Source organism: Paenarthrobacter sp. 10L420, from assembly GCF_056395385.1.
The window spans coordinates 29035-55582 of record NZ_JBFTJK010000002.1 but is presented as its reverse complement, the minus strand read 5'-3'; the positions used below and the strand labels follow the sequence as shown (position 1 = coordinate 55582).

Annotated in this window: 27 protein-coding genes; 16 read left to right on the top strand and 11 right to left on the bottom strand. The window is 62.0% G+C overall.

The window, feature by feature from the left end; genetic code table 11:
* Positions 1 to 124: 124 nt before the first annotated feature.
* Positions 125 to 1795: a bifunctional phosphoribosylaminoimidazolecarboxamide formyltransferase/IMP cyclohydrolase gene (purH, locus tag AC1DD5_RS05495; RefSeq protein WP_477520788.1), complete on the bottom strand. Its 1671-nt coding sequence runs from the start codon at positions 1793 to 1795 to the stop codon at positions 125 to 127.
* Between the two features lie 121 nt (positions 1796 to 1916).
* On the opposite strand from purH, the gene AC1DD5_RS05490 reads away from it, so the two are divergent.
* The 3 genes from AC1DD5_RS05490 to AC1DD5_RS05480 are packed head-to-tail and all read left to right on the top strand — an operon-like array spanning position 1917 to position 5202.
* The gene (locus AC1DD5_RS05490) at positions 1917 to 2864 is read left to right on the top strand and encodes an N-acetylglucosamine kinase (protein WP_477520787.1); all 948 of its coding nucleotides are present in this window, start codon (positions 1917 to 1919) and stop codon (positions 2862 to 2864) included.
* Positions 2839 to 3798, top strand: coding sequence for an N-acetylmuramic acid 6-phosphate etherase (gene murQ / locus AC1DD5_RS05485; RefSeq protein WP_477520786.1), 960 nt, complete (start codon positions 2839 to 2841; stop codon positions 3796 to 3798). Before AC1DD5_RS05490 ends, murQ begins: the two co-directional genes overlap by 26 nt.
* 51 nt (positions 3799 to 3849) lie before the next feature.
* Positions 3850 to 5202 carry an MFS transporter gene (locus tag AC1DD5_RS05480; RefSeq protein WP_477520785.1) on the top strand — a complete coding sequence of 451 codons (1353 nt, stop codon included), beginning with the start codon at positions 3850 to 3852 and terminating at the stop codon, positions 5200 to 5202.
* Positions 5203 to 5273: 71 nt separating this feature from the next.
* Here the strand turns inward: AC1DD5_RS05480 and AC1DD5_RS05475 are convergent, their stop codons facing one another.
* Both AC1DD5_RS05475 and purN read right to left on the bottom strand, forming a co-directional pair.
* Complete coding sequence (locus tag AC1DD5_RS05475) at positions 5274 to 5909, bottom strand: hypothetical protein (RefSeq protein WP_477520784.1); 636 nt, start codon at positions 5907 to 5909, stop codon at positions 5274 to 5276.
* Positions 5910 to 6329: 420 nt separating this feature from the next.
* A complete protein-coding gene (gene purN / locus AC1DD5_RS05470) occupies positions 6330 to 6899 on the bottom strand; it encodes a phosphoribosylglycinamide formyltransferase (protein WP_477520783.1) in 570 nt (189 codons plus the stop codon).
* An 11-nt stretch (positions 6900 to 6910) separates the two neighbouring features.
* On the opposite strand from purN, the gene AC1DD5_RS05465 reads away from it, so the two are divergent.
* A complete protein-coding gene (locus AC1DD5_RS05465) occupies positions 6911 to 7360 on the top strand; it encodes a hypothetical protein (RefSeq protein ID WP_442002578.1) in 450 nt (149 codons plus the stop codon).
* 9 nt (positions 7361 to 7369) lie between these two features.
* Here the strand turns inward: AC1DD5_RS05465 and AC1DD5_RS05460 are convergent, their stop codons facing one another.
* Entirely contained in the window at positions 7370 to 8701 is a 1332-nt protein-coding gene (locus AC1DD5_RS05460; RefSeq protein ID WP_442016672.1) for a cell division protein PerM, read from the bottom strand.
* 130 nt (positions 8702 to 8831) lie between these two features.
* Between AC1DD5_RS05460 and AC1DD5_RS05455 the strand changes: the two genes are divergently transcribed.
* The 3 genes from AC1DD5_RS05455 to AC1DD5_RS05445 all read left to right on the top strand — a co-directional run bounded on the left by AC1DD5_RS05455 (position 8832) and on the right by AC1DD5_RS05445 (position 11334).
* Positions 8832 to 9305 (top strand): DUF4383 domain-containing protein, encoded by a 474-nt coding sequence (locus tag AC1DD5_RS05455; protein ID WP_442016671.1) that lies wholly within the window; start codon positions 8832 to 8834, stop codon positions 9303 to 9305.
* A gap of 312 nt (positions 9306 to 9617) precedes the next feature.
* On the top strand, positions 9618 to 11102 hold the full coding sequence (locus AC1DD5_RS05450) for a flotillin family protein (RefSeq protein WP_442016670.1): 1485 nt from the start codon (positions 9618 to 9620) through the stop codon (positions 11100 to 11102).
* A complete protein-coding gene (locus tag AC1DD5_RS05445; protein WP_216924834.1) occupies positions 11095 to 11334 on the top strand; it encodes a hypothetical protein in 240 nt (79 codons plus the stop codon). Before AC1DD5_RS05450 ends, AC1DD5_RS05445 begins: the two co-directional genes overlap by 8 nt.
* Positions 11335 to 11364: 30 nt before the next feature.
* Here the strand turns inward: AC1DD5_RS05445 and AC1DD5_RS05440 are convergent, their stop codons facing one another.
* The 3 genes from AC1DD5_RS05440 to AC1DD5_RS05430 form a co-directional block, all read right to left on the bottom strand.
* Positions 11365 to 11742, bottom strand: coding sequence for a hypothetical protein (locus tag AC1DD5_RS05440; protein WP_477520782.1), 378 nt, complete (start codon positions 11740 to 11742; stop codon positions 11365 to 11367).
* Entirely contained in the window at positions 11739 to 12200 is a 462-nt protein-coding gene (locus AC1DD5_RS05435) for a J domain-containing protein (RefSeq protein ID WP_477520781.1), read from the bottom strand. Before AC1DD5_RS05435 ends, AC1DD5_RS05440 begins: the two co-directional genes overlap by 4 nt.
* Positions 12201 to 12426: 226 nt before the next feature.
* Positions 12427 to 12849: an Hsp20/alpha crystallin family protein gene (locus AC1DD5_RS05430; RefSeq protein WP_442002572.1), complete on the bottom strand. Its 423-nt coding sequence runs from the start codon at positions 12847 to 12849 to the stop codon at positions 12427 to 12429.
* Between the two features lie 142 nt (positions 12850 to 12991).
* Between AC1DD5_RS05430 and AC1DD5_RS05425 the strand changes: the two genes are divergently transcribed.
* Positions 12992 to 13444: a MerR family transcriptional regulator gene (locus AC1DD5_RS05425; RefSeq protein ID WP_477520780.1), complete on the top strand. Its 453-nt coding sequence runs from the start codon at positions 12992 to 12994 to the stop codon at positions 13442 to 13444.
* A gap of 147 nt (positions 13445 to 13591) precedes the next feature.
* On the opposite strand, the gene AC1DD5_RS05420 is transcribed toward AC1DD5_RS05425, so the two are convergent.
* The gene (locus tag AC1DD5_RS05420) at positions 13592 to 15457 is read right to left on the bottom strand and encodes an FG-GAP-like repeat-containing protein (RefSeq protein ID WP_477520779.1); all 1866 of its coding nucleotides are present in this window, start codon (positions 15455 to 15457) and stop codon (positions 13592 to 13594) included.
* Positions 15458 to 15552: 95 nt separating this feature from the next.
* Positions 15553 to 17445, bottom strand: coding sequence for an FG-GAP-like repeat-containing protein (locus AC1DD5_RS05415; protein WP_477520778.1), 1893 nt, complete (start codon positions 17443 to 17445; stop codon positions 15553 to 15555).
* Between the two features lie 159 nt (positions 17446 to 17604).
* Here AC1DD5_RS05415 and AC1DD5_RS05410 point away from each other — a divergent pair, with 159 nt between their 5' ends.
* From AC1DD5_RS05410 to AC1DD5_RS05390, 5 genes are all read left to right on the top strand, one after another.
* Positions 17605 to 18771 carry a glycosyltransferase family 4 protein gene (locus AC1DD5_RS05410; RefSeq protein WP_477520777.1) on the top strand — a complete coding sequence of 389 codons (1167 nt, stop codon included), beginning with the start codon at positions 17605 to 17607 and terminating at the stop codon, positions 18769 to 18771.
* Complete coding sequence (locus AC1DD5_RS05405) at positions 18768 to 20117, top strand: UDP-glucose dehydrogenase family protein (RefSeq protein WP_477520776.1); 1350 nt, start codon at positions 18768 to 18770, stop codon at positions 20115 to 20117. Before AC1DD5_RS05410 ends, AC1DD5_RS05405 begins: the two co-directional genes overlap by 4 nt.
* Positions 20118 to 20203: 86 nt before the next feature.
* Positions 20204 to 21091, top strand: a complete 888-nt coding sequence (locus AC1DD5_RS05400; protein WP_477520775.1) for an SGNH/GDSL hydrolase family protein — start codon at positions 20204 to 20206, stop codon at positions 21089 to 21091.
* A gap of 159 nt (positions 21092 to 21250) precedes the next feature.
* The gene (locus tag AC1DD5_RS05395; protein WP_477520774.1) at positions 21251 to 21712 is read left to right on the top strand and encodes an Hsp20/alpha crystallin family protein; all 462 of its coding nucleotides are present in this window, start codon (positions 21251 to 21253) and stop codon (positions 21710 to 21712) included.
* 64 nt (positions 21713 to 21776) lie between these two features.
* Entirely contained in the window at positions 21777 to 21998 is a 222-nt protein-coding gene (locus AC1DD5_RS05390) for a hypothetical protein (protein WP_442002562.1), read from the top strand.
* Here AC1DD5_RS05390 and AC1DD5_RS05385 read toward each other — a convergent pair.
* Complete coding sequence (locus AC1DD5_RS05385) at positions 21990 to 23186, bottom strand: low temperature requirement protein A (RefSeq protein WP_477520773.1); 1197 nt, start codon at positions 23184 to 23186, stop codon at positions 21990 to 21992. The two genes, AC1DD5_RS05390 and AC1DD5_RS05385, sit on opposite strands and share 9 nt — an antisense overlap.
* A 236-nt stretch (positions 23187 to 23422) precedes the next feature.
* On the opposite strand from AC1DD5_RS05385, the gene AC1DD5_RS05380 reads away from it, so the two are divergent.
* The 3 genes from AC1DD5_RS05380 to AC1DD5_RS05370 all read left to right on the top strand — a co-directional run bounded on the left by AC1DD5_RS05380 (position 23423) and on the right by AC1DD5_RS05370 (position 25085).
* Entirely contained in the window at positions 23423 to 24160 is a 738-nt protein-coding gene (locus AC1DD5_RS05380; RefSeq protein ID WP_477520772.1) for a hypothetical protein, read from the top strand.
* 80 nt (positions 24161 to 24240) lie between these two features.
* Positions 24241 to 24657 (top strand): SRPBCC family protein, encoded by a 417-nt coding sequence (locus AC1DD5_RS05375; protein WP_477520771.1) that lies wholly within the window; start codon positions 24241 to 24243, stop codon positions 24655 to 24657.
* Positions 24657 to 25085 (top strand): MarR family winged helix-turn-helix transcriptional regulator, encoded by a 429-nt coding sequence (locus tag AC1DD5_RS05370; RefSeq protein ID WP_477520770.1) that lies wholly within the window; start codon positions 24657 to 24659, stop codon positions 25083 to 25085. The genes AC1DD5_RS05375 and AC1DD5_RS05370 overlap by 1 nt, the downstream gene beginning before the upstream one ends.
* 14 nt (positions 25086 to 25099) lie before the next feature.
* On the opposite strand, the gene AC1DD5_RS05365 is transcribed toward AC1DD5_RS05370, so the two are convergent.
* Positions 25100 to 26362: a plasmid pRiA4b ORF-3 family protein gene (locus tag AC1DD5_RS05365; protein WP_477520769.1), complete on the bottom strand. Its 1263-nt coding sequence runs from the start codon at positions 26360 to 26362 to the stop codon at positions 25100 to 25102.
* Between the last annotated feature and the right edge of the window lie 186 nt (positions 26363 to 26548).

Here is a 26548-nt window from a genome sequence, read left to right as displayed (position 1 = left end):
TCTGATTATTCTGGCACGTCCCTGTTAAGTGCGGGCGTGTTAACGACGACGGCGGCCGTCCCCTACCGGGGGCGGCCGCCGCTGCGCTTCTACTGGCTGGCTTTTGGGCTGTTGCCCTTACTTGTTAGTGGAAGAAGTGGCGTGCGCCCGTGAAGTACATTGTGATGCCGGCAGCGTTGGCTGCGGCGATGACTTCCTCGTCACGGACGGAACCACCGGGCTGGACCACTGCCCGGACGCCAGCGTCGATGAGGATCTGCAGGCCATCAGCGAACGGGAAGAACGCATCAGATGCCGCAACGGCGCCGCGTGCACGCTCAGGTGCATCGCTGCCGCTGGCGTTGGAGGCACCGCCGGCACCGTCGACGTCGGACTCCACCTTCACACCAAGCGTGTTGGCGCGCTCGACGGCCAGGCGGCAGGAGTCCAGGCGGTTGACCTGGCCCATGCCGATGCCCACTGCAGCGCCGTGATCTGCGATCAGGATGGCGTTGGACTTGGCTGCGCGGCATGCGGTCCAGGCGAAGGCGAGGTCCGCGAGCGTCTTTTCGTCGGCAGCTTCACCTGCGGCGAGGGTCCAGTTGGCGGGGTTGTCGCCGTCGGCGTCCACCTTGTCGCTCATCTGGACCAGGACGCCACCGGAAACCTGGCGCATCTCGGAGGGGTAGCGACCGTAGCCCTCGGGCAGGGCGAGCAGGCGGATGTTCTTCTTCTTGGAGAGGATCTCCACGGCTTCCGGCTCGAAGTCCGGAGCGATAACAACCTCGGTGAAGATGTCGGCAACCGTGCGGGCCATGCCGGCAGTGACGGTGCGGTTCGCGGCGATTACGCCACCGAAAGCGGAAACGGGGTCGCAAGCGTGGGCTTTGGCGTGGGCATCTGCGATCGGGTCCGCGGACTCGGCAGATCCAACAGCAACGCCACACGGATTGGCATGCTTGATGATCGCCACAGCTGGCTCGGCGAAGTCGAACGCAGCGCGGAGGGCTGCGTCGGCGTCGACGAAGTTGTTGTAGCTCATGGCCTTGCCGTGAAGCTGGTCAGCCTGGGCGATGCCGGCCGGGGCAGCCTTGTCCACGTAGAGGGCAGCCTGCTGGTGCGGGTTTTCGCCGTAGCGAAGGACCTCGGAACGCTCCAAGGACAGGCCGGCGTAGGCAGGCCAGTCGATGATGCCGTCGCCGTCTTCATCCAGGAACTGGCTGGCCGTCCAGGTTGCAACGGCATTGTCGTAGCTGGCCGTGTGCGCGAAGGCCTTGGCGGCCAGGCGGCGACGGGTGTTCAGGTCGAAGCCGCCTTCTTCTGCTGCAGCAACCACTGCGCCGTAGAAGTTCGGGTCCGTAACGATGGCGACGGCGGCATGGTTCTTCGCGGCCGACCGCACCATGGCGGGGCCTCCGATATCGATCTGCTCCACGACATCGTCCTGTGCTGCGCCGGACTTCACGGTCTCGACGAACGGGTACAGGTTCACCACGACGAGGTCGAACGTCTCGATTTCCATACCGGCGAGAGTGTCCATGTGCGCCGGGACGCGACGGTCGGCCAAGATGCCGCCATGCACGCGGGGGTGCAGGGTCTTGACGCGGCCGTCCAGCATTTCCGGGGAGCCGGTGACTTCTTCGACTTCCTTGACCGGGATGCCTGCGGCGGCGATCTTCTTGGCGGTGGAGCCGGTGGAAACGATAGCGACGCCGGCTGCGTGCAGGCCCTTCGCGAGCTCCTCCAGTCCCGTCTTGTCGTAAACCGAGATCAGTGCACGGCGGATGGGAACACGGTCAAGCTGCGTCAAGCTCACAAAAGTCTCCGTCTTAGTTCGCGTAGATGTCGCGGGTGGTGTCGCGGGTGGTGGGGATACGGAGAGTTTATCGTGTTTCCTTGGCGCGCTCGTTTCGGGCCTCACAACATAGGGTTGATCCATGGAAGCCACCGATGTCGTCATCGCCGCCGATGTAGGGAAGAGCCGTTGCCGAGTGGAGCTGCGCAGGGGCGCGGAGTTGCTGGGCGCAGCCGACCAGCACGGATTTCCTGGAGTGCACACGGACAACGGCCCCACGATCGCTTTCGACCTCCTCCTTGAGACGGTCTCGATGCTCCCGCCCGGCCTTCCTGTGAGCACGTTGACGGGGATCGGTGCGGCGGTGGCCGGCGTCGAAGCTTCTGCGGAGAAGTCACGCGAGCTCGCCACCATGTTGTCCCAGCGCTTCGGCGTCCCCGCCGCAGTACTTTCGGACGCCACCGCAGCCCAACTCGGAGCCCTCCAGGGGGCACCGGGCACAACCCTGATCGTGGGCACGGGTGCAGTTGCCTTCCGTTTCGACGAAGCCGGAGTCCTACATCGTGCCGACGGCTGGGGACCCTATCTTGGCGATCGTGGCAGCGGTCGTTGGATCGGCCAGCGAGGACTCCAGGCCGTTTTGGAAGCGCACGATGGCGGCCCGGCCACGTCGCTTTCGGCTGCGGCAGGGGCTCTGGTCGACTCCCCGGAAATGCTCCCGGGCTGGCTCGCGTCCGTCGAAAACCCCTACCGCGCGATGGCCCGATTCGCGCCGCTGGTTCTGCACGCAGCGGAGGCGGGTGACGCCGTCGCGAATGTCATTGTGGACGAGGCCTGCCGCATCCTGACCAAGACGGTGCAGCTGGCTGCGGGTGACGATGCGGCCGGCTCACAACGTGTTGCTTTGCTGGGCGGAGTGGTCAGCTCCGGGTTCTTCGCGGAGCTCTTGCGGAAGTCCCTTGCTTCGGCTGGGATTGAGGTGGTGGCCCCGCTGGGCGATGGCTTGGACGGTGCTGCCCTCGCTGCGACGCGCCGCGGGCTCATCCAGGAAAGGTACATCCACCGTGACGGAACAAACTGGCCCGATTAGCCCCACTGACGCGGACAGGCTCGCGGGCCTGCGCACTGAACTCGCCGGGTTGGAGACGGAAGCCGCGGCCGAGAACCTGAGCGAGCTGGACATCCTGGGCACGGAGGAACTCGTCGCGGCCATGCTTGCCCACAGTGCAGGAGTACACGCTGCGGTTGAGGCGGCGAGCCCTGCGATCGTGCAAACGGTCGACGCCGTTGCGGAGCGACTCCAGCGCGGGGGTCGCCTTCTTTATGTGGGGGCTGGAACGGCCGGGCGCCTCGGGGTCCTCGATGCAAGCGAGTGCCCGCCGACGTTCGGCACCCCGCCGGGACTCGTCGTCGGACTTATCGCAGGTGGTGTCCAGGCGATCCAGAAGCCAGTTGAGTATGCCGAGGATAACGCGACCGCGGGCGCGCGCGACCTTCACGATATTAACGTGACGGAAGCGGACGCCGTCGTGGGTATTACTGCGTCCGGTCGAACGCCCTATGTGATCGGCGCGCTGGAAGAGGCCCGGAAAAAGGGTGCGTTCACGGCGTCGCTGGCGTGTAATAAGGGCTCGGCCGTCAGCCATCTGGCGGACGTGGCGATTGAGGTGGTTGTGGGGCCGGAGTTCATTGCGGGCTCCACGCGACTGAACTCCGGGACGGCGCAGAAACTTGTCCTGAACATGATCAGCACGCTGGTGATGGTGAAGCTCGGCAAGACGTACGGGAACCTGATGGTTGACCTGCGTGCGACCAACGAGAAACTCCTCGCCCGCTCGCAAAGGACAGTCCAGCACGCGACCGGCGTGGACGCGCATGAAGCCATGGCGGCACTGGACTCGGTCAACGGCTCTGTCAAAGCAGCCATCCTGATGCTGCTGACGGGCATCGAACCAGCTCAGGCCAAGAGTGCCCTGGAAGAAGCCGGCGGTTTCCTGCGGAGGGCGATCGAAAACCAGAAGTAACGCAAACGGCGGTGTTGGCCCCAGCGCATAAAGTTGCATGCAGGAGGGCAGATGAATACATACACAGCCGTGCCCAGCGGCGAGCAAGTTGTGCAGGAACTGCCGTGGCGGTGGAAGGTCCAAGGTAGGATCTTCGTGATCGGTGGCCTGGGATTCATGTTCGACGCCTGGGACGTGACGCTCAACGGCATTCTCATTCCGCTGCTGTCCAAGCATTGGTCCCTGCAGCCGGCTGATGCTGCGTGGATCGGCACGGCCAACCTGATCGGCATGGCCGTCGGCGCGTTCGCCTGGGGAACCATCGCCGACACCATCGGGCGCAAGAAGGCGTTCACGGCAACCCTCCTGATCTTCAGCATCTTTACCGTGCTCGGCGCCTTCGCACCGGACATCGTGTGGTTCTGCATCTTCCGCTTCATGGCCGGGTTCGGGCTGGGCGGCTGCATCCCGGTGGACTATGCGCTGGTGGGTGAGTTCACGCCGCGCAAGCAGCGGGGCCGGGTCCTCACTGCGATGGATGGCTGGTGGCCTGTGGGTGCGGCGCTTTGTGGCTTCATCTCGGCTGGCCTCGTTGCTGCCTTCGGCGACTGGCGGCTCACCATGCTGATCATGGTGTTGCCTGCGCTCCTCGTTTTCTGGGTGCGCCGCAGTGTTCCCGAGTCTCCGTTGTTCCTGATTCGGGCCGGCCGGCGGACTGAGGCAGCAGCCGTGATTGATTCTTTGGTGGAGGCCACCGGCGCTTCGCCCCGGGCGTACAGCCTGCCCGAACCCCAAGCCGCACCCAGGCTCTCCCCCGGCAGCGCGTGGGAACAGCTGCGCAGGATCTGGACGTTCAACTGGAAAATCACGACCGCCGCCTGGGCCCTGTTCTTCAGCATCCTGTTGGTCTACTACGTGTCTCTCACGTGGATGCCCCGGATCCTCATTGGTGCCGGTTTCGAGGAATACAAGGCCTTCGTCACCACAGCCGGGATGGCCGCCGTCGGGCTTTTGGGCGTGGTAGCCGCCGCGCTGCTGGTGGAGCGGGTGGGCCGTAAGTGGATCCTCGCCGTCACCGGCCCGCTTTCCGCGCTGACATTGGTGATAGTCGCATTTGTGGTGGACGTGCCTTCGGCGGCTGTGTTCTGGCTGCTGGTCTTCGGCTTCGTGGTCCAGGTGGCCATCCCTGTCCTGTACGCCTATGTGTCCGAGCTGTATCCCACGGAACTCCGTGGCTCGGGCTTTGGCTGGGCATCGACATTCTCCCGGGTGGGCGCAGGCTTCGGGCCTTTGGTGTTCGCCTCGTTCTTCTGGCCGGAATTCGGCTTGGCGCAGTCGTTCGCGATGGCCGGCGGGCTGGTCCTGCTCTCGGTTTTGTGGATGGCGTTCTTCGCCCCGGAGACGAAGCAGCGCGTGCTCGAGTAACCGCCCCCGCCCCGCGCAACTACGTCGCAGTAGAGCGCGTTTTGAGCCGTCAAAACGCGCTCTACTGCGACTTACTTGGGTGACCAGCCGCGGGCTTCGAGCGCCCGCCTCACCTTGGCCACCGCCGTCGTCGCGCCCGTAGACATGTGACGCTTTGAGATTCTCACAAGGATCCATCCTGCGCGGCTGAAGTCTTCTTCGCGGGCGATGTCCCTTACTATCTGTTCCGGATCCGAATGCCCTTCACCTTCATATTCAACGCCAACGCGCTGCTCGCGATACGTGAGGTCCGGTTGACGCACGACGCCGGGACCTAGTTCCGTAGCTACGTTGACTTCCGCTGTGGGCAGGCCAGCCCACTTGAGCGCCAGCCTCAGCCTCGTTTCGGGGGCTGAGTCGGCACCCACGCAGGCTTGTTCCAAAGCGAGGCGGGCCTTGCGAATACCCGGTGTCCCCCAGTGCCGGTCCAGCATTTCTTCGAGCTCATCCATGGTGCAGTACGGCTCACTGCGTCCCTCGAATTCCGGCCGCGGTATACGCAGCAAGTGGTCAGCCACGACAGTGATCTCGTCGATGTCCATTTTCCGGGCACAGTCCAGCCACGTCCGAGCCCGGCTGGTGATAAGCAGGCCATTGAACGTCGTGATTTCATCCTCGAAGAACTGTCCCCGATGTCCCACCACACCGCGCCGTCGAGGGATGGCCATGGCGTGGGGCCGCGAGATGTGGATGTCTGGTCTGTGACTACCAGGTAGAAACCCCGGGAACTCCCACAGCAAAAAAGCAGTGGCATGCGAGGCCGCCGAAAATGGCGTGACCAGAGTGACCGGACGAACCATGTCCGCGAAGGCATGTTCTGTTTTCAGACGAGGGACTCGAATCGCCCGGCTCGGCGAGTCCAGACCGTGGTGACTCAACCGCCGTCGAGATATCCCGGCGGCAACAGCTTCCTGCCAGGTGAATGGTATCGACGAGAGAGGTTCAGGCATCGGCCGAGGAGTCTTCATGCCCCATGCTGACAAATATCACCATGCTCATGCGGCGTTATCCACAGGCGCAAGATGCTCTACCGAAACTAGGTAGCAGCACAGCGCGTTTTGAGGGCTCTAAACGCGCTTAATTGCGACTCAGTTGGGAGAAGCAGCCAGGTTCGCCAAAGTTTGGACCAGCAGGCGGCGCTCCACTACCTTGATGCGCTCGTGGAGGGTTTCCTCGGAATCGTCCGGCAGGACGGACACGGCTTCCTGGGCAATGATGGGTCCTGTGTCCACACCGGCGTCGGCCCAGTGAACCGTGCAGCCCGTGACCTTCACACCGTAAGCCATGGCATCGCGGACACCGTGGGCGCCAGGGAAGGATGGCAACAGCGCCGGGTGTGTGTTGACGTACTTGCCGTTGAAGGCCTCGATGAACTCGGCGCTCACGATCCGCATGAAACCGGAGGACACCACCACGTCCGGGTTATAAGAAAGGACCTTGTCACGGAGGGCTGCGTCCCATTCGGCGCGGGTTTCGAACGAGTTGAAGTTCACCACGAAGGTCTCAATGCCGGCCTCGTCGGAGCGTTCCACACCGTAGGTATCGGGGCGGTCCGCACCCACAGCGGCGATCTCGACATCCAGTTCACCCGACTTCACGGCGTCGATGACAGCCTGAAGATTGGAACCAGTACCGGACACGAGGACAACAATGCGCATTGCACTAGCTTATGGGCGGCTCGCGTAGGCTGGAAAACATGAATCCCGACGTCCGTCCCAGGCCGAGCCAGCAACCCCGCACCGCCGCGGAAAAGTCCGCTTTCGGCGTGACACAGATCCTGTTCCGCGCTTTCCTTTTGTCGGCTTTGGGATCGTTTTTCGTGTTCTCCCTGAACGTGAACTACGTGTGGTTGAGTGCCATCCTGACGATCGCAGGTTTGGTGCTGGGGATTGTCGTCCTGGTGCGTTCGGTGAAGTACAAGCATCCCCGGCTGGTGTTGTTCGGCACCATCTCAGGACTCGTGGTTTCGGCGGTCATGTGCCTGCTGATTCTGACGTCTGTGCTCTTCTTCAAACAAGTCACCACGTATCAGGATTGCGCTCGCTCAGCCCTGACGGAATCGGCCAAAACGCAGTGCCTCACGCAGCTTGAGGACTCGATGCCGGGTCCGGTCCGCTAACCAACCCGCTCAGGCGTGTTCGTCGTCGAACGCTACTTCGTCAAGGTTCGCCTCGCGCAGCTTTTGGCGGCGTTCCAGCCAGGGCCCCACTGCGTAACCGATCACGACGCCGATGCCCACCTCGGCGGCCAGCCAGACTGCCGTCCACAGCGGGTGGGGTCCGATTTCCGTGAGCCGGCCGATACCGGCAGAACCCCGTGCAACCCATGCGAGTGCACCGCTCAAGACCCCGGCGACAGCGCCGATGAACGCGCCCAGGAACAAGGTGGACGCCGCGGCTGTGAACCAGCGGGCCTTGATTTTGATGGAGAGCCACTCATCGAAGTGGTTTTCGCCTTCGCGGAGGAACCACCAGCCGGCCATGATCCCCGCAACCACGGGGAGGGCGAGAGCCATGGGCCCGGCGTCGAGTTGTCCGGAGGGAAGCCCACCAAAAATGGGGACGGCAGGCAGGGGCCCGACGGCGGTGCCCAGCGGCCCGGCGTGCGAGCCGACGCCAAGCGAGAAGCCAGCCCCGGAAGACCATGCCAAAGCAAAGACCACGAGGTTGGGAAGGAATCCGAGCTGCGCGATCGTGAGGACGGCCCCGCCTAAAGCGCCGGCCTGGAGACCTTCGTAAACCGCGATGATGTCCGTCCAGTGCCAGACGATATCCACGGCCAACAGCACTGCAGCGAGACAAACAGCGGCCATGGTCGCAACGAATCCGGCTTTCAGCGCTGAGCCGACGTAGGAGCCTGCCCACCGCGAGTGCTGGCTTGTCTTGGCGATCCAGGCGACGGCGTCCACGCCGATGAGCCTGCTCCAGGAGCCGGCCTCGCGTCGGGCGCCGACCACCAGGCCCAGTGCGAACGAGATCAACGGGATGGTCATGGCGAACCACAGGTTAATGACCACTTCGGGTGTGCGACATACGAATCCTGTGGCCGTCCCGAACGCGGCGTATACAACGCAGGCGCCCATGAAGGCCTGCCACAGCTGGTCCGTATAGGAAGCGCGTGCAAGTCGTCGCCCCGCCCGCCATGCAAGGAGGAACGGAATGAGCGTCAGGCCCAGGGGAATCAACGAAAGAAGACCCGTTCCGGGCTGGCCGGCTGTGCCTATGTTGACCTGTGCCAAGGTCAGCGGAACACCGTGGATCAGCAGCCACGCCTGCCCAGCCAGACGCGCCAGGAAGTCCACGTTCCGGTTCTGGAACCCGTCGGTGGCCCACACACCCACCAGCGGAAGCACAACAACGATGGCCGAAATGAAGGCTGCCTGTGCCGCTTCCAAACCACCCTGTAGCCAAAGGGGCATCGGGAGGCCACGGTTTCCGGTCTGATCAGCGCGCAGTTTCATCGTGTCCTATCGTGCCACGGTAGGCGGCGCTCCTTCGGCAGGCGCCCTGTAATACCGCCAATTCCAGCGCTTTTTGCGTGAACCGGTCGTAAAATGGGAGATGTTCGCAAAGGGGTGACTGGAGGAGCACATGAGTACGTCTGCTTCACATGCACGCGGTGTCCACTTTGGACGGCAAGACATCCAGGTTGTTGGCATAGGTGTGGGTGCCGTGCTCGCGCTGGTTGGCGTCCTGGGATTCATTCCGGGCATCACCATGCAGTATTCGGAGCTGCAATTCTTCGGCCCGAACTCTCACGCGATGCTCTTTGGCGTGTTCCAGGTATCCATGCTGCTCAACCTTGTGCAACTGGCCATAGGCGCTACGGGTTGGGCAATGTCCCGCACAGCACACGGTGCACGAAACTTCCTGATGGGCTTCGGCGCCCTGTACATCGTGCTGAGCATCTACGGACTGAGCGTCGGCGTGGACTCGGCAGCCAACTTCCTGTCCCTGAACTCCGTGGACAACTGGTCCCACATGGTGCTGGGCATCCTGATGATCGCCGCCGGTTGGATGTTCGCCCAGTACTTCACAGACGATAAAAAGGCCCGGAAACAATAGAAGCCGGGAACTAGGAGCGGCCAATGAACAGGTGTCACAACTAATAACAGAAAGTCGTACTAGCAGCTGGTGCAGCCACCTACGGATTCTCTCCAAAGGTTGCACCAGCCTTCTTTTGTTAATGCTCGACGGCGGGTGGCTGGGTGGGGTGGGACGGCTCCCGCGGCTTGGCTCGGCGTCGTGGCACAAATGACGCACAAATGTGCTGGACTTCCCTGCTGCAGCCCAACGAGACTGTGTACACGAACAGGCACATGGCCTATGGGGGTCAACGGATGAAGCCGGTTCACATCGTCTGAAGGGACAAGGTCAATGAACGACCTCTCGGCATTTTTCCCCTTGATCGCCGGCATTCTTGGCGTGATCGTTGTCATCGGCTTCGTATGGCTGGCAACAAAGGCGATGTGGAAAGTGGCGGAACCGAACGAGGCCCTGATCATCTCGGGGCTGACCCGCGGCACGCTCGAAAATACCGACGGCATGGATTTCAAGATCGTCACGGGCAAGGGCGCTCTAGTAGTTCCCGGGCTGCAAACAGTCCGGACCCTTGCGCTGACGCTGAATGAAACAGAACTCAAAGTTTCATGTGTGACGTCCCAGGGCATTCAGGTGATTGTGGACGGCGTGGTGATTTACAAGATCGGCGACGCTCCCCCGTTCATCGCGAACGCTGCGCGAAGGTTCCTGGGACAGCAGCCGAAGATGGAGAGCCAGGTCTACAACGTCTTTGAAGGGCATCTCCGTTCGATCATCGGCAGCATGACTGTTGAGGAGATCATCCGCGAGCGCGACAAGCTCGCCTCCCTGGTCCGCAGCGCCAGTGGCGTGGAGATGGAGAAGCTTGGCCTCGTGGTGGATTCCCTGCAGATCAAGGACCTGCAGGACCCGACGGGCTACATCCAGAACCTGGCCAAACCGCACATTGCCCAGGTCAAGATGGAGGCCCGGATCGCCGAGGCCACCCGCAATCGTGAAGCGGCCGAGAAGGAAGCAGAAGCTGCTGCGCTTATTGCTGATGCCCAAAGCCTGTCCGCCATCAAGCAATCTGCCGCACAGGCGAACGCCGAACAGGCCCGTGCCAACGCTGCTCAGGCCGGACCGTTGGCCGATGCCACAGCCCGGCAGCAAGTGGTGGTCCAGGAGACCGAAGTGGCCAAGCTTGAGGCCGACCGCGAAGAGCAGAAACTGCAGACCACCATCCGTAAGCCTGCCGACGCCAAGGCCTACGCACAGAGGACCGAAGCTGAAGCGAAGAAGGCTGCTGACATCAGTGCCGCCGAGGCCCTCGCGAAGCGGATCGAACTCGACGCTCAGGCAAACGCCCGGCGCGTTGAACTCGAGGCCCAAGCCAATGCGGGAGCTGCGGCGGCAATGGCCGGCGCAACGCGTGTGACAGGTGAGGCCGAGGCAGCTGCAACGACTGCCCGCGGTAATGCGGCAGCATCTGCAGTGAAGGCCAAGGCGTTGGCTGAGGCCGAAGGTATCAAAGCCCGCGGCGAAGCACTGGAGACAAACCAGGAAGCTGTCATCAACCAGCAGATCGCGGAAAACATGCCCGCCATCGTTTCGGCCGCCGCAGAACCTTTCTCGCGCATCGGGCAGCTGACAGTCCTCAATGGCGGCGACGGACTGAACAGCATGGTGGGTGGGATCCTGTCCCAGGTTGGCAGCTTCCTGCCCTCCCTGGCTTCCGCATTGAAGGGGAACGGAGTTAGCCGACCGCCTGCACAGCCAACCCGGCCCACTGCTGTGAAGTCGCCGCCGGCTAAGTCGTCAGATGCGGCGTCAGATGCATAGAGAGGTCAATCGGAGCCTCACCGGCAAGATCGGAAGGGTGACCGGGACCATCGCCCCGGGCACAATCGGCGAAGTCATGCTGCCCTTCCATGGCGGTACCAGCGCGTTTTTTGCCTACCCGTTCGACAAGACGAGTGTCTTCCCTGTGGGCGAGAAGGTGCTGGTGATCTACTTCGAACCGCCGCAGACCGTCTACGTGGACGAACTCCCGGATGTGCTGCGGGAATCATGACCTTGGACTGGCCAGGAGAGGCGGAGACGACTAAGGCTGTGGCCCGTAGATGAACTCCTTGGCGTGATTGACGGCTTTCTTGAAGGCGTCGTTACGCAGCGAGACCTGCTCTTTGCTCCCGCCCTTGCCGGGTTCCATGAAAGTGGTCGGCCCTGGGCGGAGGATCCAAATGTCGCCGGCCGGCGGGAGGTAGAAAACGCCAAAGGAGCGATGTTCGGGATCGTCCGTCCAAATAGGGACCACTGCCACAGCCGCGCCAGTGTCCACATTGATCCATTGAGCGCGCGGCATGGGTTGCTCGTGGACCTCCGGGTCCAGGAACGGTGCCGTGCCCTTTCCCCAGCGATTCTCGAATCGCTCATAGAACGCGGGCATCAGATGGCTGTCGTACGAGCGCCAGGCACTCATGTGTATCTCCTTCGGACTTTGGGCGAGGGGTATCCGGGGGTTGTCCTAGGCAGCGGTTCCCAGTGGACCGGGCCGAAGACGAGAGGCTGCTGCTTCCTTTGACTGTCAGCGGCTGGGGACGGCGTTTTATGGATGCGGACCTTTACCGGCTTACCTGTGGAACCACTCGACCCTGAGGAACCGCTCGAGCCCGATGAACTACGGGACGACGTACCCGTACGCCGGCTTCGGTCGTACGCACTGCGCTTCGCCGGATCCGAGAGCACCACATACGCCTGCATGATGGCGTGCAGTTTTTGGAGGTCGGCCGCTTTGGTGGTGTCGCCGTCGTCGGGGTTTTTGCGGGTATCCGGGTGGTGGGTGCGGAGCAGCGAGCGGTAGGCGTGGGTGATTTCACGGGCTGTCGCGCTGGGAGCCACGTTCAAGATGGCGTAGTAGTCGGGTTGGTTGGTACTCACTGCTGGTTCCGGATGGGTGATGCGGATTTGGCGATGGCCCCCGGCACGGGCCGGGGGCCATCAATCGGGAGACAACGTCGGGGACCGCGTTTCTTCTGCACAACAAGTGCTGTGGCGTGGCGCGAAGCCTGCGCCCAACTATTCCGATGCGGTCGGTCTGAAGCTCCCGGCCTGACGCCCCGCTGGTTAGCCACCCCCGGGTGGAGCTCCAGCGGGGCAGCTGTTATTAGGCGTTGATCTCCTGCCGCTGGCCGTTGGAAGAAATCTCGATGCGCCGCGGCTTGGCCTTCTCGGCGACGGGGATGCGGAGTGTCAGCACGCCTGCGTCGTAGCTGGCCTGGATGCCATCGGTGTCCAGGGTGTCACCAAGAATGAGCTGCCGGCTGAAGACGCCTTGCGGGCGCTCGGCGGCAAGCATCTCGGTGTTCTCGCCCGCAGGCGACTTACGTTCTGCCTTGACCGTCAGGACGTTGCTTTCGACGTCCAGTTCCACCGAATCAGGCGTGACGCCCGGCAGATCCAAGGCAACAATGAATTGCCCGTCCTCCTGCCAAGCATCCATCGGCATGCCGGCAGGGCGTGCTGTTGTGCCAAAAACCTGTTGGGCGAGCCTGTCGAATTCGCGGAACGGGTCTGTGCGCATCAGCATTTGGTTCTCACTCCTTCAGATCTTGATGCGGTTTTGTTGTTGTGCCAGCCTTCCAGATCTGTGTTGGCTGGTATAGATTTTTTATAGCACCGGCGAGAGAGTGGTGCAAGAGGTTTTTTCGGAGATTTTCGGAGAGGTTTGCATGGCTGGCGATCGCGACGACGATCGGCTGGATCACGACCGCGGTACGCCCGCGGAAGCGGACGTCGCTGGCACGCGTGACGCTGCCGACCGTGACGGTCTTGGCGTCTACGCCATCTCCGTTGCGGCCGAACTGGTGGGTACAGGCCAGCAGAACCTGAGACTGTACGAGCGCAAAGGGCTGCTCACACCGAAAAGGACCGACGGCGGCACGCGCCGCTACAGCGAAACGGACCTTGCGACGCTGCGCAGGATTGGTGCGCTCCTGGACGAGGGGCTCAACTTGGCCGGCGTGAAACTGGTGCTCGAGTTGGAAGCCGCAAACCGGGGGCTCACGGAAGACAACCGGGAGCTGACTGAGGACAATCGCGGACTGAAGGAAGACAACCGTGGGCTCAAGGAAGACAACCGCGGGTTGCGGAAGGATCTGAAGCGGGCGCGGGGTGACGCCTAAAGGATCGAAGAATTTGGCAGGGAAATGAAAATCGCCCCCTTGAGCCGAAGCTCAGAGGGGGGCGATGTCTGATGAGTCAAACTTAACACGATCTACTGACAAATGAGCATTTAGTCGTACCCGTGGTTTCTATTTCCAGAGCCATCGTCAGAGGATAGCCGTCATTCCGTTCCACCCCTGACCAATGACGCTCCCGATGGGCCACTTCGCCCCGCCGCTTCCTGAGAAGAGCCACATAGCGCCGTTCGCGTCGCGTGCCATGATGTCGGCTTTACGGTCTCCACTGAAATCCCCTGGTCCGAAGACGGCGCTCATGACATTCCATCCCTGGCCAATCTGGGTCTGAGGCAACCAGCCGCCAGCACCGTTGCCCGGATACAGCCACAGCCGACCACTGGAATCGCGTGCGGCAACATCAGAAGCGCCGTCAGTGTTGAAGTCCCCAACGCCTATGACGTCTGTCATCCCGGACCATCCTGACCCAATCTGCACGCGCGCGAGCCAGCCACCCTTGCCATTTCCGGGATAGAGCCAAAGAACACCACTGCCGTCCCTAGCCGCAACGTCAGCGTTGCCGTCACCGTTGAAATCACCTACGCCGGTGATTGCAGTCATGCCGTTCCACCCCTGCCCGGCCTGAACTCTCGGCAGCCACCCGGCCGCGCCATTTCCCCCGTACAGCCACAGCACGCCGGTGTTACCGCGGGCAAGAATGTCCGACTTCCCGTCACCATTGAAATCACCCGGAGCAAGAAGTGCAGTCATGATGTTCCAACCCTGACCGACTTGACGCCGCTCGAGCCATCCGGCCGCGCCGTCGCCGGGATAGAGCCAGAGCACACCCGCGCCGTCGCGGGCAAGAACGTCGGCATTGCGGTCACCGTTGAAGTCATTCTTCACTGGCTGCGGGTCTGCAGGCCTAAGGACGGTCACTGAAGCACTGCCCTGATTGGCCACGTACGCCGTGCCTGTATATTCGTGAATCGCAACGGCCACCGGCTGAGTTCCGGTTCGGACGACTGAGGAAGTGTTTGAGGAGTCAATGACGGAAACTCCACCACGACTCAGCGTTGCGTAGCTTCTGTGGCGGGTGGAGTCCACGGCCAAGGAAGTCGGCTGGCTGGGAATGCTGATCTGGGCGATCTTGCTCCTCGTTGCTGGGTTGACCAACACCATCGACGAATTGCCCGTAGCACCCAACGATTCAACATAAACGGTGCCAGTCCAAGAGTCGACGGCCACCTTCCCAAACGTTTCATTGGCCTGATACAGGTTGCTTGCGTGATTGGAGTCGTCCACAAGTCCTAGCTGGCTCTGCGGGCTGTCAATGTACGTTCCCGCTACCGTTCGATAGACCTCGTTGGTCCGGGTGTTCACAGCATGACCGACAGCATCCCCCGCGCCGAAGACGTAGACGTCCTTGGAGTTGGTTTGTCCGTCGATGACCGTCAATACCCCGCCCGTAGTTACAAAGACCTTGTTTCTTGACGAATCGACAACCACACTCCGAGGTGTGGAAGTGTAATAGGGGATATCCACTACCGAATGGCCCGCCCAAGGGTCAATGACACTGATCCCGTTGCTGTAGGCAACATACACTTTCCAAGTGACCTGGTTGACGGCCACTATGCGCGGATTGGGGCCGGTTTTGACCCTTCCCGCGACTGCGGCGTCATTCATGATGACCACAGACCCGTCAGCACCCGCTTTACCTGCAACACTGACGTAGGCAGTGCTTCCGCGAGTGGCAACACCTTGCGCAATGCCACCTACATCGACTGTGGTCACTTTTCTCGTGTCCGCATCGATGACGGACACTCCACTGTCGGTGGCAACGTAGACATCCCCAGTGTCGGCGACTGCAATGTCATGTGGGGCTGTGCCAACGGCAATATCGAACGACGTCGAGTCGGCAACGGCGGACGACCCAGCCATCAACGAAACGGCAAGCGAAACGACGACGGCGAGCGCCGCCGCCGTTCGCTTAAGACGAGATTTTCCGACTGCAGACACAGCAGTACCGGACGCGACAGAACCCAAGGGGACCCCCAGAAAATGAGACGCGACTGCCGCGTCGATGAGCGGAGTCTACAGCCTCTTCAGGGAACTCAAAGAATCGCCGTCATCCCATTCCACCCGGTGCCAACACGAGAAGCCGAAGGCCACGCCGTTCCCCCATTACCGGAGTAAAGCCACAGCTCGCCAGCGGCGTTTCGAGCGAGGATATCCGCACGCCCATCACCATCGAAGTCACCGGGTCCAACCAGGGAGTTCATGACGTTCCAGCCTTGCCCGATGGTCTGTCGCGGCAGCCAGCTGCCGTATCCGTTGGGTGGGTAGAGCCAGAGCGCACCGGCCCCGTCGCGGGCAGCAATATCGGACAGGCCGTCACCGTTGAAGTCGCCTACGCCCGTGATCTCGGACATGTCGGACCAGCCGGAGCCTACCCAGGTGCGGGGCAACCAGCCGCCGGTGCCATCGCCGTGATAAACCCACAATGCGCCACCACGGTCGCGGGCCACCACGTCTGGGAACCCATCGCCGCGGAAGTCGATCCCCTCGATGGCGCTCATGCCTTCCCAGCCACTGCCGATTTGCACACGCGACTGCCATCCGCCTGAGCCGTTGCCCGGGTAGAGCCACAGCACGCCGCCGCCATCGCGGGCCATAACATCAGCGTGGCCGTCCCCATTGAAGTCTCCGGGAGCCACCATCGCCGTCATGACGTTCCAGCCTTGGCCCACCTGCGCACGAGGCAGCCAGCCACCCGAGCCGTTGCCCGGATACAACCACAGAACACCTGAGCCGTCCCGAGCCAGAACATCTGCGCGACCGTCGCCGTTGAAGTCGTTCTTGGCGGGTACCGATACGGACCCATCAATCACGGCTACGGAGTCGCTTTCGATGTTGACCACGTAAGCCTTGTTTGTGGAGGGGTTCACCGCAGCGGCAAACGGCTCCTGCCCCGTATACACAGCGGAACTGCTGTTGTCCTGTCCGTCAATGATCGTGGTGCCTCGGCCGGAGGTGGGAACGTAAATCTTGTTGCTTGTCTCGTTGACCGCAATGTCCCTGACGTACGAAGAGGTGGGTACTTGGGCGATTTCAGAAAGGGTGGCGGCGTCGAGGACTTTGACCGCCCCATCAAGGGAAGAGCTGTCAACAGCGACATAAATCCTGTTGGTTGCTTTGTTCACCGCCAACTGTCCCAGCTTGCTGGTGCTGCTGAACTTTCCTGTGACAATGTCTGTTGCTCCGTCGATGACACTGACGCCGGCCCCGTATCGGCCGAGCGTCGTGTAGTAGATCTTGTTGGTTGCCTTGTTGATCGCGAGGTCCAGGATGCCGCCGGCACCGATGTTGATCGAGGCGGTGACTTGAGCGCTTGCATCAAGGACCTTGATGGCCCCGCCGGACAGGACATAAGCCTTGCCTGTAGAAGGGTTCACCTGAATGTTCTGGGCGCCACCCGTTAGCGGAACGGTAGTGGTGGCGTTGGTTGCACCATCGATGATGGTTACGCCGCCGCTGATGCCGACGTAGATCTTGTTGCTGCTTTCATTCACCGCCAGGACAGACGGTTCAGCTGTCATTGGCACGCGTACGGCAGGACCATACGTGGCCCCGTCCACCACGGAAACATAGCCGCCTGCTGTGCTGATGTAGATCTTGTTGGTCACCGTGTTCACGGCAACATCGAAGGCCCTGTCTCCTGCGTCAACGGCAGGCGCCCCGGCTGGTCCCCCAATACGGGTCACACCTTCGATCGACGTCACGAACACCGTGTTCGTGACAGGGTTTACAGCGATCCTGGCCGGCTGCTCACCTGTCGAGAAGATATCCGTCACCGCGTCAGCCATAGCCGGTGACGCCGGCGAACCGACGGTTCCCAGCAGCAGCGCCAGGCCCAAGCCGACGGCGACTGTCCGCGCCGCCGTCTGGCGCCGTCGTCGTACGCTTACTCCCCCATGCGCGCGCGAACCATCCCCAGCAGCAAACATGGCAAGACCCCCCAAAAGTCGAGACGCGGCAGCGCGTCATAGAACGGGAGTCTACCGGGCGGCTCCGATAAACAGGACACCCTCCTGTTAACCAACTCTTCCTCCACAGGCCACCCGTTCGAACCCGCACAGCCAACCGCCGCTAGCACCGTTGAAGGCGTGAGGATCGCAATCGTCGCCGAATCATTCCTGCCACTGATGAATGGGGTAACCCATTCGATACTGCGGGTGCTGGAACATCTGCAGGAGCGCGGGGATGAGGTGATGGTGATCGCGCCGTCGACGTCGGACACTGATGTTTCGAGCGTCGTCAAGGGTGCGTATGTGCACAGGCTTCCCTCAGTGCCGCTGGCCGGTTACACGAATGTGCGGGTTGCGTTGGGTGGTGTGAATCGGGTCAAGCGAATCCTTGCCGATTTCGCCCCCGACGTCGTTCATCTCGCCTCCCCGTTCGTCCTCGGCTGGCGCGCAGTGCAGGCCGCCGATCAACTCGGGATCCCGACGGTTGCGATCTACCAAACCGAGGTTCCCAGCTACGCCGCCCGCTATGGCGTACCGTTCCTGGAGAACTGGGCGTGGAACCGCGTGGACAACATCCATCTTCTGGCCACCCGAACCCTTGTGCCGTCCACGTTCGCGCTGAACCAGTTGCGCGGTCGCGGCATACTGCGGGTGGATATGTGGCGCCGCGGCGTGGACACCGCCCGCTTCAACCCGGCGAAACGTTCGACGGCGTGGCGGAGCTCGGTAGCTTCGGACGGTCAACGGATCATCGGCTACGTCGGCCGCCTCGCGGTGGAGAAGCAGGTGGAAGATCTTGCCGTGCTGGCGGACCTGCCGGATACGAAGCTGGTGATTGTTGGTGATGGCCCGCAGCGGGAAGCACTCCAAAGCGCGCTACCGAACGCCCACTTTGCAGGCTTCCTCGGCGGGGATTCCCTGGCGCAAGCTGTTGCGGGCTTCGATCTTTTCGTCCATCCCGGCGAGTTCGAGACCTTCTGCCAGACCATCCAGGAAGCCATGGCATCGGGCGTTCCTGTGGTCGCGACCGGCCGCGGCGGCCCCTTGGACCTCGTGGAAAACTCCCGCACGGGTTGGCTGTACGAGCCGGGGAACCTCACTCAACTGCGCGATTACGTGCAGGACCTGATGGGCGACGATGCCAAGCGCCGTGCATTCGCAGCGGCAGCAACCGCGTCAGTCCAAGGCCGGACGTGGCCCGTGCTCAGCGCCGACTTGGTGCGGCATTACAACGAAGTCGTCGCCGGCATTCCCAGCGAAGCCGGCCCCACTGAACTGACCTCAAGCAAAGGACCCTCCTCATGAAGATCTCCGTGATCGGCTGCGGCTACCTCGGCGCAGTCCACGCCGCAACGCTCGCGTCCATGGGCCATTCCGTGGTGGGCATCGACGTCGATTCCCACAAGGTTGAGCAGCTAAATAAAGGGCTGGCTCCCTTCCACGAACCCGGCCTGGACGAACTGCTCAGCGACGGCCGCACCACGGGCCGCCTGAAGTTCACCACTGACTTCTCAGCGGCAGCCGACGCCAAAGTCCATTTCCTTTGCGTGGGCACGCCGCAGTCCAAGACCTCTGACACAGCCGATCTCTCCTACCTGACGAGCGCCACGAAGAGCCTCCTCCCCCACTTGGCCAAGGGTGCCGCCGTCGTGGGTAAATCAACGGTCCCAGTTGGCACGGTGGAGACGCTGCGCGCGGTGCTGGCCCGACGCTCGGACGTCCTGCTCGGCTGGAACCCCGAGTTCCTGCGCCAAGGCACGGCGGTCAAGGACTCTCTGGTTCCCGATCGCCTGGTTTACGGCGTTCCCGGCGGCAAGGGTGCCGCAGCCGGAGCTCCCGTGACTGCCGTTTTGGATGCGGTGTACGAGCCGCTGATCAACGCGGGGATCCCTCGTTTGGTCTGCAACTTCGCGACGGCGGAGCTGATCAAGTCGGCGTCGAACGCGTTCCTGGCCACCAAGGTCAGCTTCATCAACGCGATGGCCGAGCTGTGCGACGCGTCGGGTGCTGACGTCAGCGAGCTCAGCGAGGCGATGGGCCTGGACCCGCGAATCGGCAACCGGTACCTGCATGCGGGGCTCGGATTCGGCGGGGGTTGCCTGCCCAAGGACATCCGCTCGTTCCGCGCCCAATCGCGCGAGCTTTCCGTCCCGTCCGTGGACCGATGGATGGCGTTGGTGGACACCATCAACCTGGACCAGCGCACCCGCGCCGTGGACGTGGCAAGGGAAATGTGCCGCGGCTTCCTGTCCGGCAGAACGGTGACCATCCTCGGGGCAGCCTTCAAACCGGACACCGACGACATCCGCGACTCCCCCGCTCTGGACGTCGCCCAGCAACTCGCCTCCGCTGGCGCGCACGTAACCGTCACCGATCCCAAAGCCATCAACAACGCCTGGATCCGCTACCCGCAAATCCGCTTCGAGGCCTCCACCAAGCGCGCCCTCGAGGGCGCCGAACTCGTGTTGCTGTTGACCGAATGGGACGAATACGTGTCCCTGTCGCCGTCGTTAGCTGGCTCGCTCGTACGACGCCGGATGGTGCTGGACGCTCGGAACGTACTGGATGCTGAGGCTTGGCGAAGTGCGGGGTGGGCCGTCCGCGGGTTAGGGACGGGAGCGTCCGTGGTGGCGGAGGAAATGTTCCTATAGCCGACTCGAGTTCGCGGGAACATCACGACCAGCACTGCCGTTATCCACATTGTAAGAAACCTTTTTCCTTACAAGGAGGTAGGGCAATGAGGTGGCGTGGCCGGGTTACCCCCGATGGCCTTGTTGATCTCAATGCGGGTGCTGGGCAGGATACCAAGAACCGCTCGCACCCTTGGAGCAGGTATGTGGCGCTTGGGGATTCCTTTACCGAAGGAATTGGGGATCCCGAACCAGGAAGCGTCGGAGGGCTGCGCGGCTGGGCTGACCGTGTTGCCGAAGAGCTCGCAGCCGATCACTCGGATTTTGCCTATGCCAACCTGGCCGTGCGCGGGTTGCTCATGCAGCAGATCCTCGACCAGCAGATCGGTCAGGCACTGACCCTGAAGCCGGACCTGATCACGTTATCTGCAGGCGGGAACGACATGGTGTTCCATGGCAGCGATCCGGACAAGCTGGCCAGCAAACTTGAGACCGGCGTGAGCGTCTTGGCTGAGACGGGCGCGGCGATTGTCTTGTTTACGGGACCCGACTGGGGATCCACCCCTGTGCTGGGACGTAACCGTGGCAAAGTGGCCATCTTTAACGAGGACGTTCGCGCTATTGCTGCCCGCCACGGCACACTCATCACAGATCTGTGGGCTATGAGGCAGCTCAAGGACCCGAGGATGTGGGACCCTGATCGGCTCCATCTCTCCCCCCTGGGTCATCACACAGTGGCTATCGCTGTGCTGGACACACTCAATGTCCCGCACACCCTCCGGCCGCTGGAACCCAAACAGCTGCCGGAAAGCAGTTGGCGTCAGGCCAGGGCCGGCGACCTCGCATGGGCAAAGGCATACTTTCTCCCTTGGGTGTTCAAGCAGCTTCGGCCCCACGGTCCCGGAGAGGAACGCCGGGCGAAGCGGCCGTCGGCAGGCCCCGTCTTCGAAGCCGAGAATGCTTCGGGAGCGTCTGCGGCATTGGTGGAGGGATAGCATTTCGCGGCCCTCCACAGGGCCATGCCGGGGCTTTCCATGAAGGCCAAAAGTCGTCTTAACAACGATGCGCGTTCGGCGTATTTTATTGGTGTAGATCCGATTAAGGCCCCGCCGGGGTCGGTCCGCGGGGCCTGGTAACAAACAGGAGGCACCACGATGAGCAATCTACTTCGTTGGTCGGCCAGCGACATCGCCGATCCTGTCCGTCGGTTCCTTGAAGGAGACACCGGCTCCTGGCTCCGCGTTGAGGAATATCGGGACGGCGGATCAATGGTGGTCAAAGCCGAAGTTCCAGGCATCAATCCTGAAAAGGACGTCGATATCACCCTGTCCGGTGACGAGCTGCAGATCCTTGTGCGCCATGAAGAGAAGTCCGAACACAAGGATAAGAGGGGGTACCGCTCAGAATTCCGGGACGGCACCTTTTCCCGAACAGTAAAGCTCCCGACGGCGGTCTCCGAACAAGACATCAATGCCTCGTATACGGATGGCGTTCTTGAGGTGCGGATTCCTGTGCCGGAACAATCAGAGAAACAGTCGCGGAAGATACCGGTCAGCCGTGGCGCATCTTCGTCGACCAGCACTGGCACCAGCCCGGGTCCCACCGAAATCCGTTAGACCATGGCCCGGTGCCTACATCGGGCACGACCCCTATTGGTAATTCAATCTTCGGGAGCTCACGGTGGACACCGGAGTGATGACGGCTTATATCGTCGGTTATCTCATTACTGCAATCACGGTGTTCGTGTTTTGCCTGCCAGCCATAGTTCTATTTGTCATTCTGTTGCTGGTGGCAGCGGTACTTCGGGTGTTGGTGTTGCCGCTGGAACTGCTGATCCGGAAGCTGCGCCGGCACCCGGAGGAACCGCAAACTGACCAATCGTGGTTGTTGGGTTCAGGTTAGGAGCCGTAAAGATCCATCAGCCAGCCGCCGTCGTCTGCGGAACTCCACATAAGCCGTGACCAGAAGCAGGAGGACCACGGCACTTACCAGGATGACGGCCGCCGAAACCACAGCGTTGATCGGTATGAGCAAGGACGCGACCACCACTGCGGGCACCGCCCACGGCACTACCATTCGAAGCGGTTGGCCGTAGCGAAGCGCCACCACCGCGTTGCACGCATAGAACAGGGCGATTCCGCCACCAAGCGAAACCCCGGAACCGAGCGGCAGATGCTCGAACGGTGCTGGAATGGCAGTTGCGATCGCAGCGGCGATCGCTGTCACGCCCACAACCAGGAGAAACGGCAAAAACAGCGTGGTCTGAAGTATCCCGGAGAAGTCGGACTGCGATTGCAGACGTTCGAGCCCCGCAGTGATGGCCCCGGTTCCATACTGGAAGAACGCCCAGCCCAGGAGTGCCACGATGAGAAATCCCAGCGCACCGGCGATGCCGGCGCCCGGACTCCAATCATTCGACACTTCACTGACGATTGTGAGAACGGATTCGCCGAGGACAATGATGACAAAGAGACCTAGCCGTTCGGAAGCATGCTCGATGTTGATGCCACCAACGCCGCGCTCAGGCCAGAGGCGTCCACCGACCGCCACCATGCCAACCTCGATGGCGATCGATGCCGCCCACAGGATCAACGCGACGTAGAGCGGCAGGAATGCGGCGACGAGCCAAAGAAGGGCCGTCCCGCCGTTATATATCCAGATGCGCCGCGGCGTACCGCCGGATCGTTGGCGGTGCAGATGCAGCCACAAGACCAGGAGGACGACCCGCATGGCAGCGTTGGCAAGCGAGAAGGCCCACGCCCGTTCGCCAAACGCGCCCGGCGCGGCGGCGGCCATCACGCTCGCAGCTGCCATCGCCGCCAGCATTGCAATGCCCAGCCGCCGGGAGGACAGGGCCGGCAAGAGGTTGACGACCGAAACCATGTTCACCCAAGCCCACCACGCCGGGAAGAAGAGCAGGACGAAAGTTCCGAATTCGACCCAACCGGGGTCACCGTGGATTCCATGGGCAAGCTGCCCCACGAACGCCACAAAGACGAGGTCGAAGAACAGTTCCATCCAGTGCACCCTGCGGGGATCGCGGGCTGCATCCTTGGTCCACGCGCCGGAGCCCGACGATTTAGCCATCATTTACCAATGCTAGGCACGCGACGCCCGGATAGGCAGGCATGGACTCCTGTGAACATCACTGGCGACCCCGCAGCGGACGAACTGCTCAGCGATGACGCCTCGCGCGGCAACCGGCATGCTTCTTGACCGGCAGGTGCGCTAAGTCATAGAGGACTTCTCCTGTTGGGGCCAGTGTGACCGGTGTTACTGTCGCTCCACGCGCCTTTCGCATCGGCGCACTCTAAGGGGGCAACACATTGGACACACAACTTTCGCGCGCCGGAAAACACTCGCTTTTCGGCGGCAAATCGTCGCTGGGTTTTCGCGGTAAAGCACTCGGAATCACAGCCATCGGGTCACTGATGATTTTGCTGGCTGGTTGCGGTTCGGGGTCCATGTCAGCTGCTGGTTCGGTAAGCAGCAGCTCCGGATCAGCGTCGGCTTCTCCATCGCCAACGCCGACACCTACCCCGAGCAAGATAGCCGGGAAAGCCTGCACCACAGAGAAGAACACCCAATCAGTGGGCGGCGAAACGTACATCTGCACCATTGATCAATCGGGAAAACTCACCTGGCTGGACTCAGCAACAGCAGGAAAGCTTTCTGATCAACGCGCTGCAGACGCTGCGGCAAAGGCCGCGGCAGACAAGGCGGCAGCGGACGCAGCCGCGAAAGCTGCGGCGGACAAGGCAGCGGCTGACAAGGCTGCCGCGGACAAACTCGCTGCCGATCAAGCGGCCGCTGCCAAAGCAGCCGCAGACCAAGCTGCGGCGGATCAGGCTGCTGCCGCCGCCGCTGCCAAGGCAGCGCCCGCTCCACGCGTTCAAAGTGGGTGCGACCCGAACTATGCCGGTGCCTGCGTACCCATTGCCTCCGACGTCGACTGCGCCGGCGGCAAAGGCAATGGCCCTGCTTATGTGAGAGGCCCAGTGACCGTGGTTGGTTCTGACATTTATGGCCTGGACAACGACCACGACGGTATCGGCTGCGAGTAGGAGCCTATGATTTTGCCACTGTACAGGATGGTCTGCGCACAGATAGTCTGTGCGTAGACCATCTAATTCAGGAGGCAATCATGTGGGATTACGAGCACAGCATTGAAACCACCGCGGCACCCGAGGCGCTCTGGCGACTCTGGTCCGACGTCGAGAACTGGGGTTCCTGGAACGCCGAAATCGAACGCGTCGAGATCGATGGTCCCTTCGCCGAGGGTTCGCAGATCCTCATGACGCCACCCGGGGATGAACCCATCCAGTTGCGAATCGCGGAGGTAGTGGACGGCGAGCTGTTCGTCGACGAAGCACGCTTCGACGAGCTGCTGATCCGAACCGCCCACCGCTTGGACAGGCTCGACGGCGGTCGCGTCCGGGTGCTCTACAGGATGGAGATCACCGGTGCTGGCGCAGATCAGGTTGGCCCCGAGATCGGGCCTGCCATTACTGCCGATTGGCCGGACACCATGGCTTCGCTCATCGAACTCGCCCAGCGCTGATGCCGCTCAGCCCGGGCGAGAGCCCCGGATTCCTTCTGTGGCACACCACCCTTCGCTGGCAGCGCGAGATTGCTGCGGCCCTGACTCCGATCGGCGTCACCCACGTGCAGTTCGTGCTTCTTGCCTGCACCTGGTGGCTCAACAAAGAGGGCGAGCACCCCAATCAGCTCGCCGTTGCCCGCCAGGCCGGTACCGACGTGAAGATGACCTCGCAGGTCCTTCGAACCCTGGAGCTGAAAGGTCTGATAGAGCGCGAAGTCGACCCCTCGGACACGAGGGCTAAACGGCTACGTGTTACTGAAGCAGGCGCTGAGCTGGCTCCACGCGCAATCGCTGCAGTGGAGCTCGCCGACGCCCAGTTCTTCGAGCCGGCGCCGGCCGGTGAGCTGGTACCGCTACTGCGAAAGTTGGCGCAGTCGAGCGATTGAGCGCTTGTGTCTGGCTATCCGTCCCCCAGGCGGCGCTGTACGTCGAGGAGGAACTTGGTGCCGGCGTCGGACAGCTTTGCGTTAGGTCGCCGCCACATTCGCGGACCCCATAGCGATAGAAATTCCAACGGCCGTTTCACGTCGTAAAAGAGGTCGTGAGCCAGCTCTAGGGGAATCAGGCCATTGCCCTCGGATACACGGAACCCGAGCATGGAAAGTTCCGATCGAACTGCTTCATCAATGGTGGCGTAGCCCGGCGTCGCTCCGGACAATTCCCACAGGACCAGGAGCTGAGTGACGACCTTATCAACCGGGGAGTCCGGGGATGCGAAGTGGTTGGCCAGGAACTCCCACAGGGCGGCGGGGTCTTGAACAACGCGCCGACCCAGCGGAGTGAGCAGCAACTTGTTCTTCGACTTGCGCAGCAGTTTCCAATCCTGCAATTGCTCCCGGAGGTTTCTCACCTCGGGGATGTTAACCTCGTTGCGGCCCGGTCCGAACCAGTCGTCGTCCCAATTGAGCTCGGTCATCATTCGCTTAACAATTGCCGGCTTGAGCCATCCTGCTGAGGTTAGATCCAGCCCATCGGGATTGGCTTCCCTCAGGAGCCAACTAATGGGAGCCAGCGCCACTTCCATGTCTTCCTCTGTGGGCGCCTCTGGCCACAATCTCTGAGCCAATCGATGGAGCTCAGCGTTGACAGCCTCCATGTCGAAGGCCGTCGGGTCGAAGCGATCAGCCCGCTCGCTGGTCACCCACTCCAGCCATCCCACCATGTCTGCATGTTCTGGGTGGCTTGGGTCTCCGACCGCCCGCACAATATTGGCGTATCCATACACTCCCCCCGAATCCTCGAGGGGACCACGCATTGCGCCGCCCGTGCACGTAATAGTCGATTCCAGAATTAGGGCGGGCCCCACGACTTCGATTTCGTGAGTCCAGTTGTCACCAAAGTCGTAGTCGTATTCAAGGGACGACTTTCCAGGCTGGGTTGAATCGAACAACTCGCGGAGTTCAACGCCGCTGGCCTCCTCCGAGCCTTCAGGTGAGTCGTCATCTTCGGCGAGCCTGGTGATGATCCGCTTCTTGTCGGCCTGGTCGTGGCCGGCCAAGGCATAAAGATGTGCGTTCTTCCAATCGAATGCGCATTGAATCGCACTGTGCAGCTCGGCAACCGTGGCGCTCTCCGGGAGAACGAGCTGCCGCCAAATCAGCGGGTCCGTTCCACTGATGGAAATGCGCAGCTCGACGGCGGGGACTTGGGTGGGTGACTCCATGCGCCTAATTGTGTCAGTGCTCTCCGGGCAGGGCGCAATCGCGTCCCACCACCTAGTCCGTCCCGGCAAACACTCATTTTTGGATGGATGCACCATGGAAACCCCGAATTTGCTCGTTTATTGGTACCTAGAGCGAACGAACAAGCACCTAGACCACTATTCCCGGCCATAGTCTCCTGTTGTGCC

Excerpts from the sequence above, each read along its gene's own strand:
- purN (WP_477520783.1), bottom strand. The coding sequence starts at position 6,899 with ATGCGCATTGTTGTCCTCGTGTCCGGTACTGGTTCCAATCTTCAGGCT.
- AC1DD5_RS05415 (WP_477520778.1), bottom strand. The coding sequence starts at position 17,445 with ATGTTTGCTGCTGGGGATGGTTCGCGCGCGCATGGGGGAGTAAGCGTA.
- AC1DD5_RS05385 (WP_477520773.1), bottom strand. The coding sequence starts at position 23,186 with ATGATGGCTAAATCGTCGGGCTCCGGCGCGTGGACCAAGGATGCAGCC.
- AC1DD5_RS05430 (WP_442002572.1), bottom strand. The coding sequence starts at position 12,849 with ATGCTGATGCGCACAGACCCGTTCCGCGAATTCGACAGGCTCGCCCAA.
- AC1DD5_RS05455 (WP_442016671.1), top strand. The coding sequence starts at position 8,832 with ATGAGTACGTCTGCTTCACATGCACGCGGTGTCCACTTTGGACGGCAA.
- AC1DD5_RS05460 (WP_442016672.1), bottom strand. The coding sequence starts at position 8,701 with ATGAAACTGCGCGCTGATCAGACCGGAAACCGTGGCCTCCCGATGCCC.
- AC1DD5_RS05375 (WP_477520771.1), top strand. The coding sequence starts at position 24,241 with ATGTGGGATTACGAGCACAGCATTGAAACCACCGCGGCACCCGAGGCG.
- AC1DD5_RS05405 (WP_477520776.1), top strand. The coding sequence starts at position 18,768 with ATGAAGATCTCCGTGATCGGCTGCGGCTACCTCGGCGCAGTCCACGCC.
- AC1DD5_RS05445 (WP_216924834.1), top strand. The coding sequence starts at position 11,095 with ATGCATAGAGAGGTCAATCGGAGCCTCACCGGCAAGATCGGAAGGGTG.
- AC1DD5_RS05395 (WP_477520774.1), top strand. The coding sequence starts at position 21,251 with ATGAGCAATCTACTTCGTTGGTCGGCCAGCGACATCGCCGATCCTGTC.
- AC1DD5_RS05400 (WP_477520775.1), top strand. The coding sequence starts at position 20,204 with ATGAGGTGGCGTGGCCGGGTTACCCCCGATGGCCTTGTTGATCTCAAT.
- AC1DD5_RS05425 (WP_477520780.1), top strand. The coding sequence starts at position 12,992 with ATGGCTGGCGATCGCGACGACGATCGGCTGGATCACGACCGCGGTACG.
- AC1DD5_RS05480 (WP_477520785.1), top strand. The coding sequence starts at position 3,850 with ATGAATACATACACAGCCGTGCCCAGCGGCGAGCAAGTTGTGCAGGAA.
- AC1DD5_RS05365 (WP_477520769.1), bottom strand. The coding sequence starts at position 26,362 with ATGGAGTCACCCACCCAAGTCCCCGCCGTCGAGCTGCGCATTTCCATC.
- AC1DD5_RS05465 (WP_442002578.1), top strand. The coding sequence starts at position 6,911 with ATGGGCGGCTCGCGTAGGCTGGAAAACATGAATCCCGACGTCCGTCCC.
- AC1DD5_RS05490 (WP_477520787.1), top strand. The coding sequence starts at position 1,917 with ATGGAAGCCACCGATGTCGTCATCGCCGCCGATGTAGGGAAGAGCCGT.
- AC1DD5_RS05450 (WP_442016670.1), top strand. The coding sequence starts at position 9,618 with ATGAACGACCTCTCGGCATTTTTCCCCTTGATCGCCGGCATTCTTGGC.
- AC1DD5_RS05370 (WP_477520770.1), top strand. The coding sequence starts at position 24,657 with ATGCCGCTCAGCCCGGGCGAGAGCCCCGGATTCCTTCTGTGGCACACC.
- AC1DD5_RS05475 (WP_477520784.1), bottom strand. The coding sequence starts at position 5,909 with ATGGCCATCCCTCGACGGCGCGGTGTGGTGGGACATCGGGGACAGTTC.
- AC1DD5_RS05440 (WP_477520782.1), bottom strand. The coding sequence starts at position 11,742 with ATGAGTGCCTGGCGCTCGTACGACAGCCATCTGATGCCCGCGTTCTAT.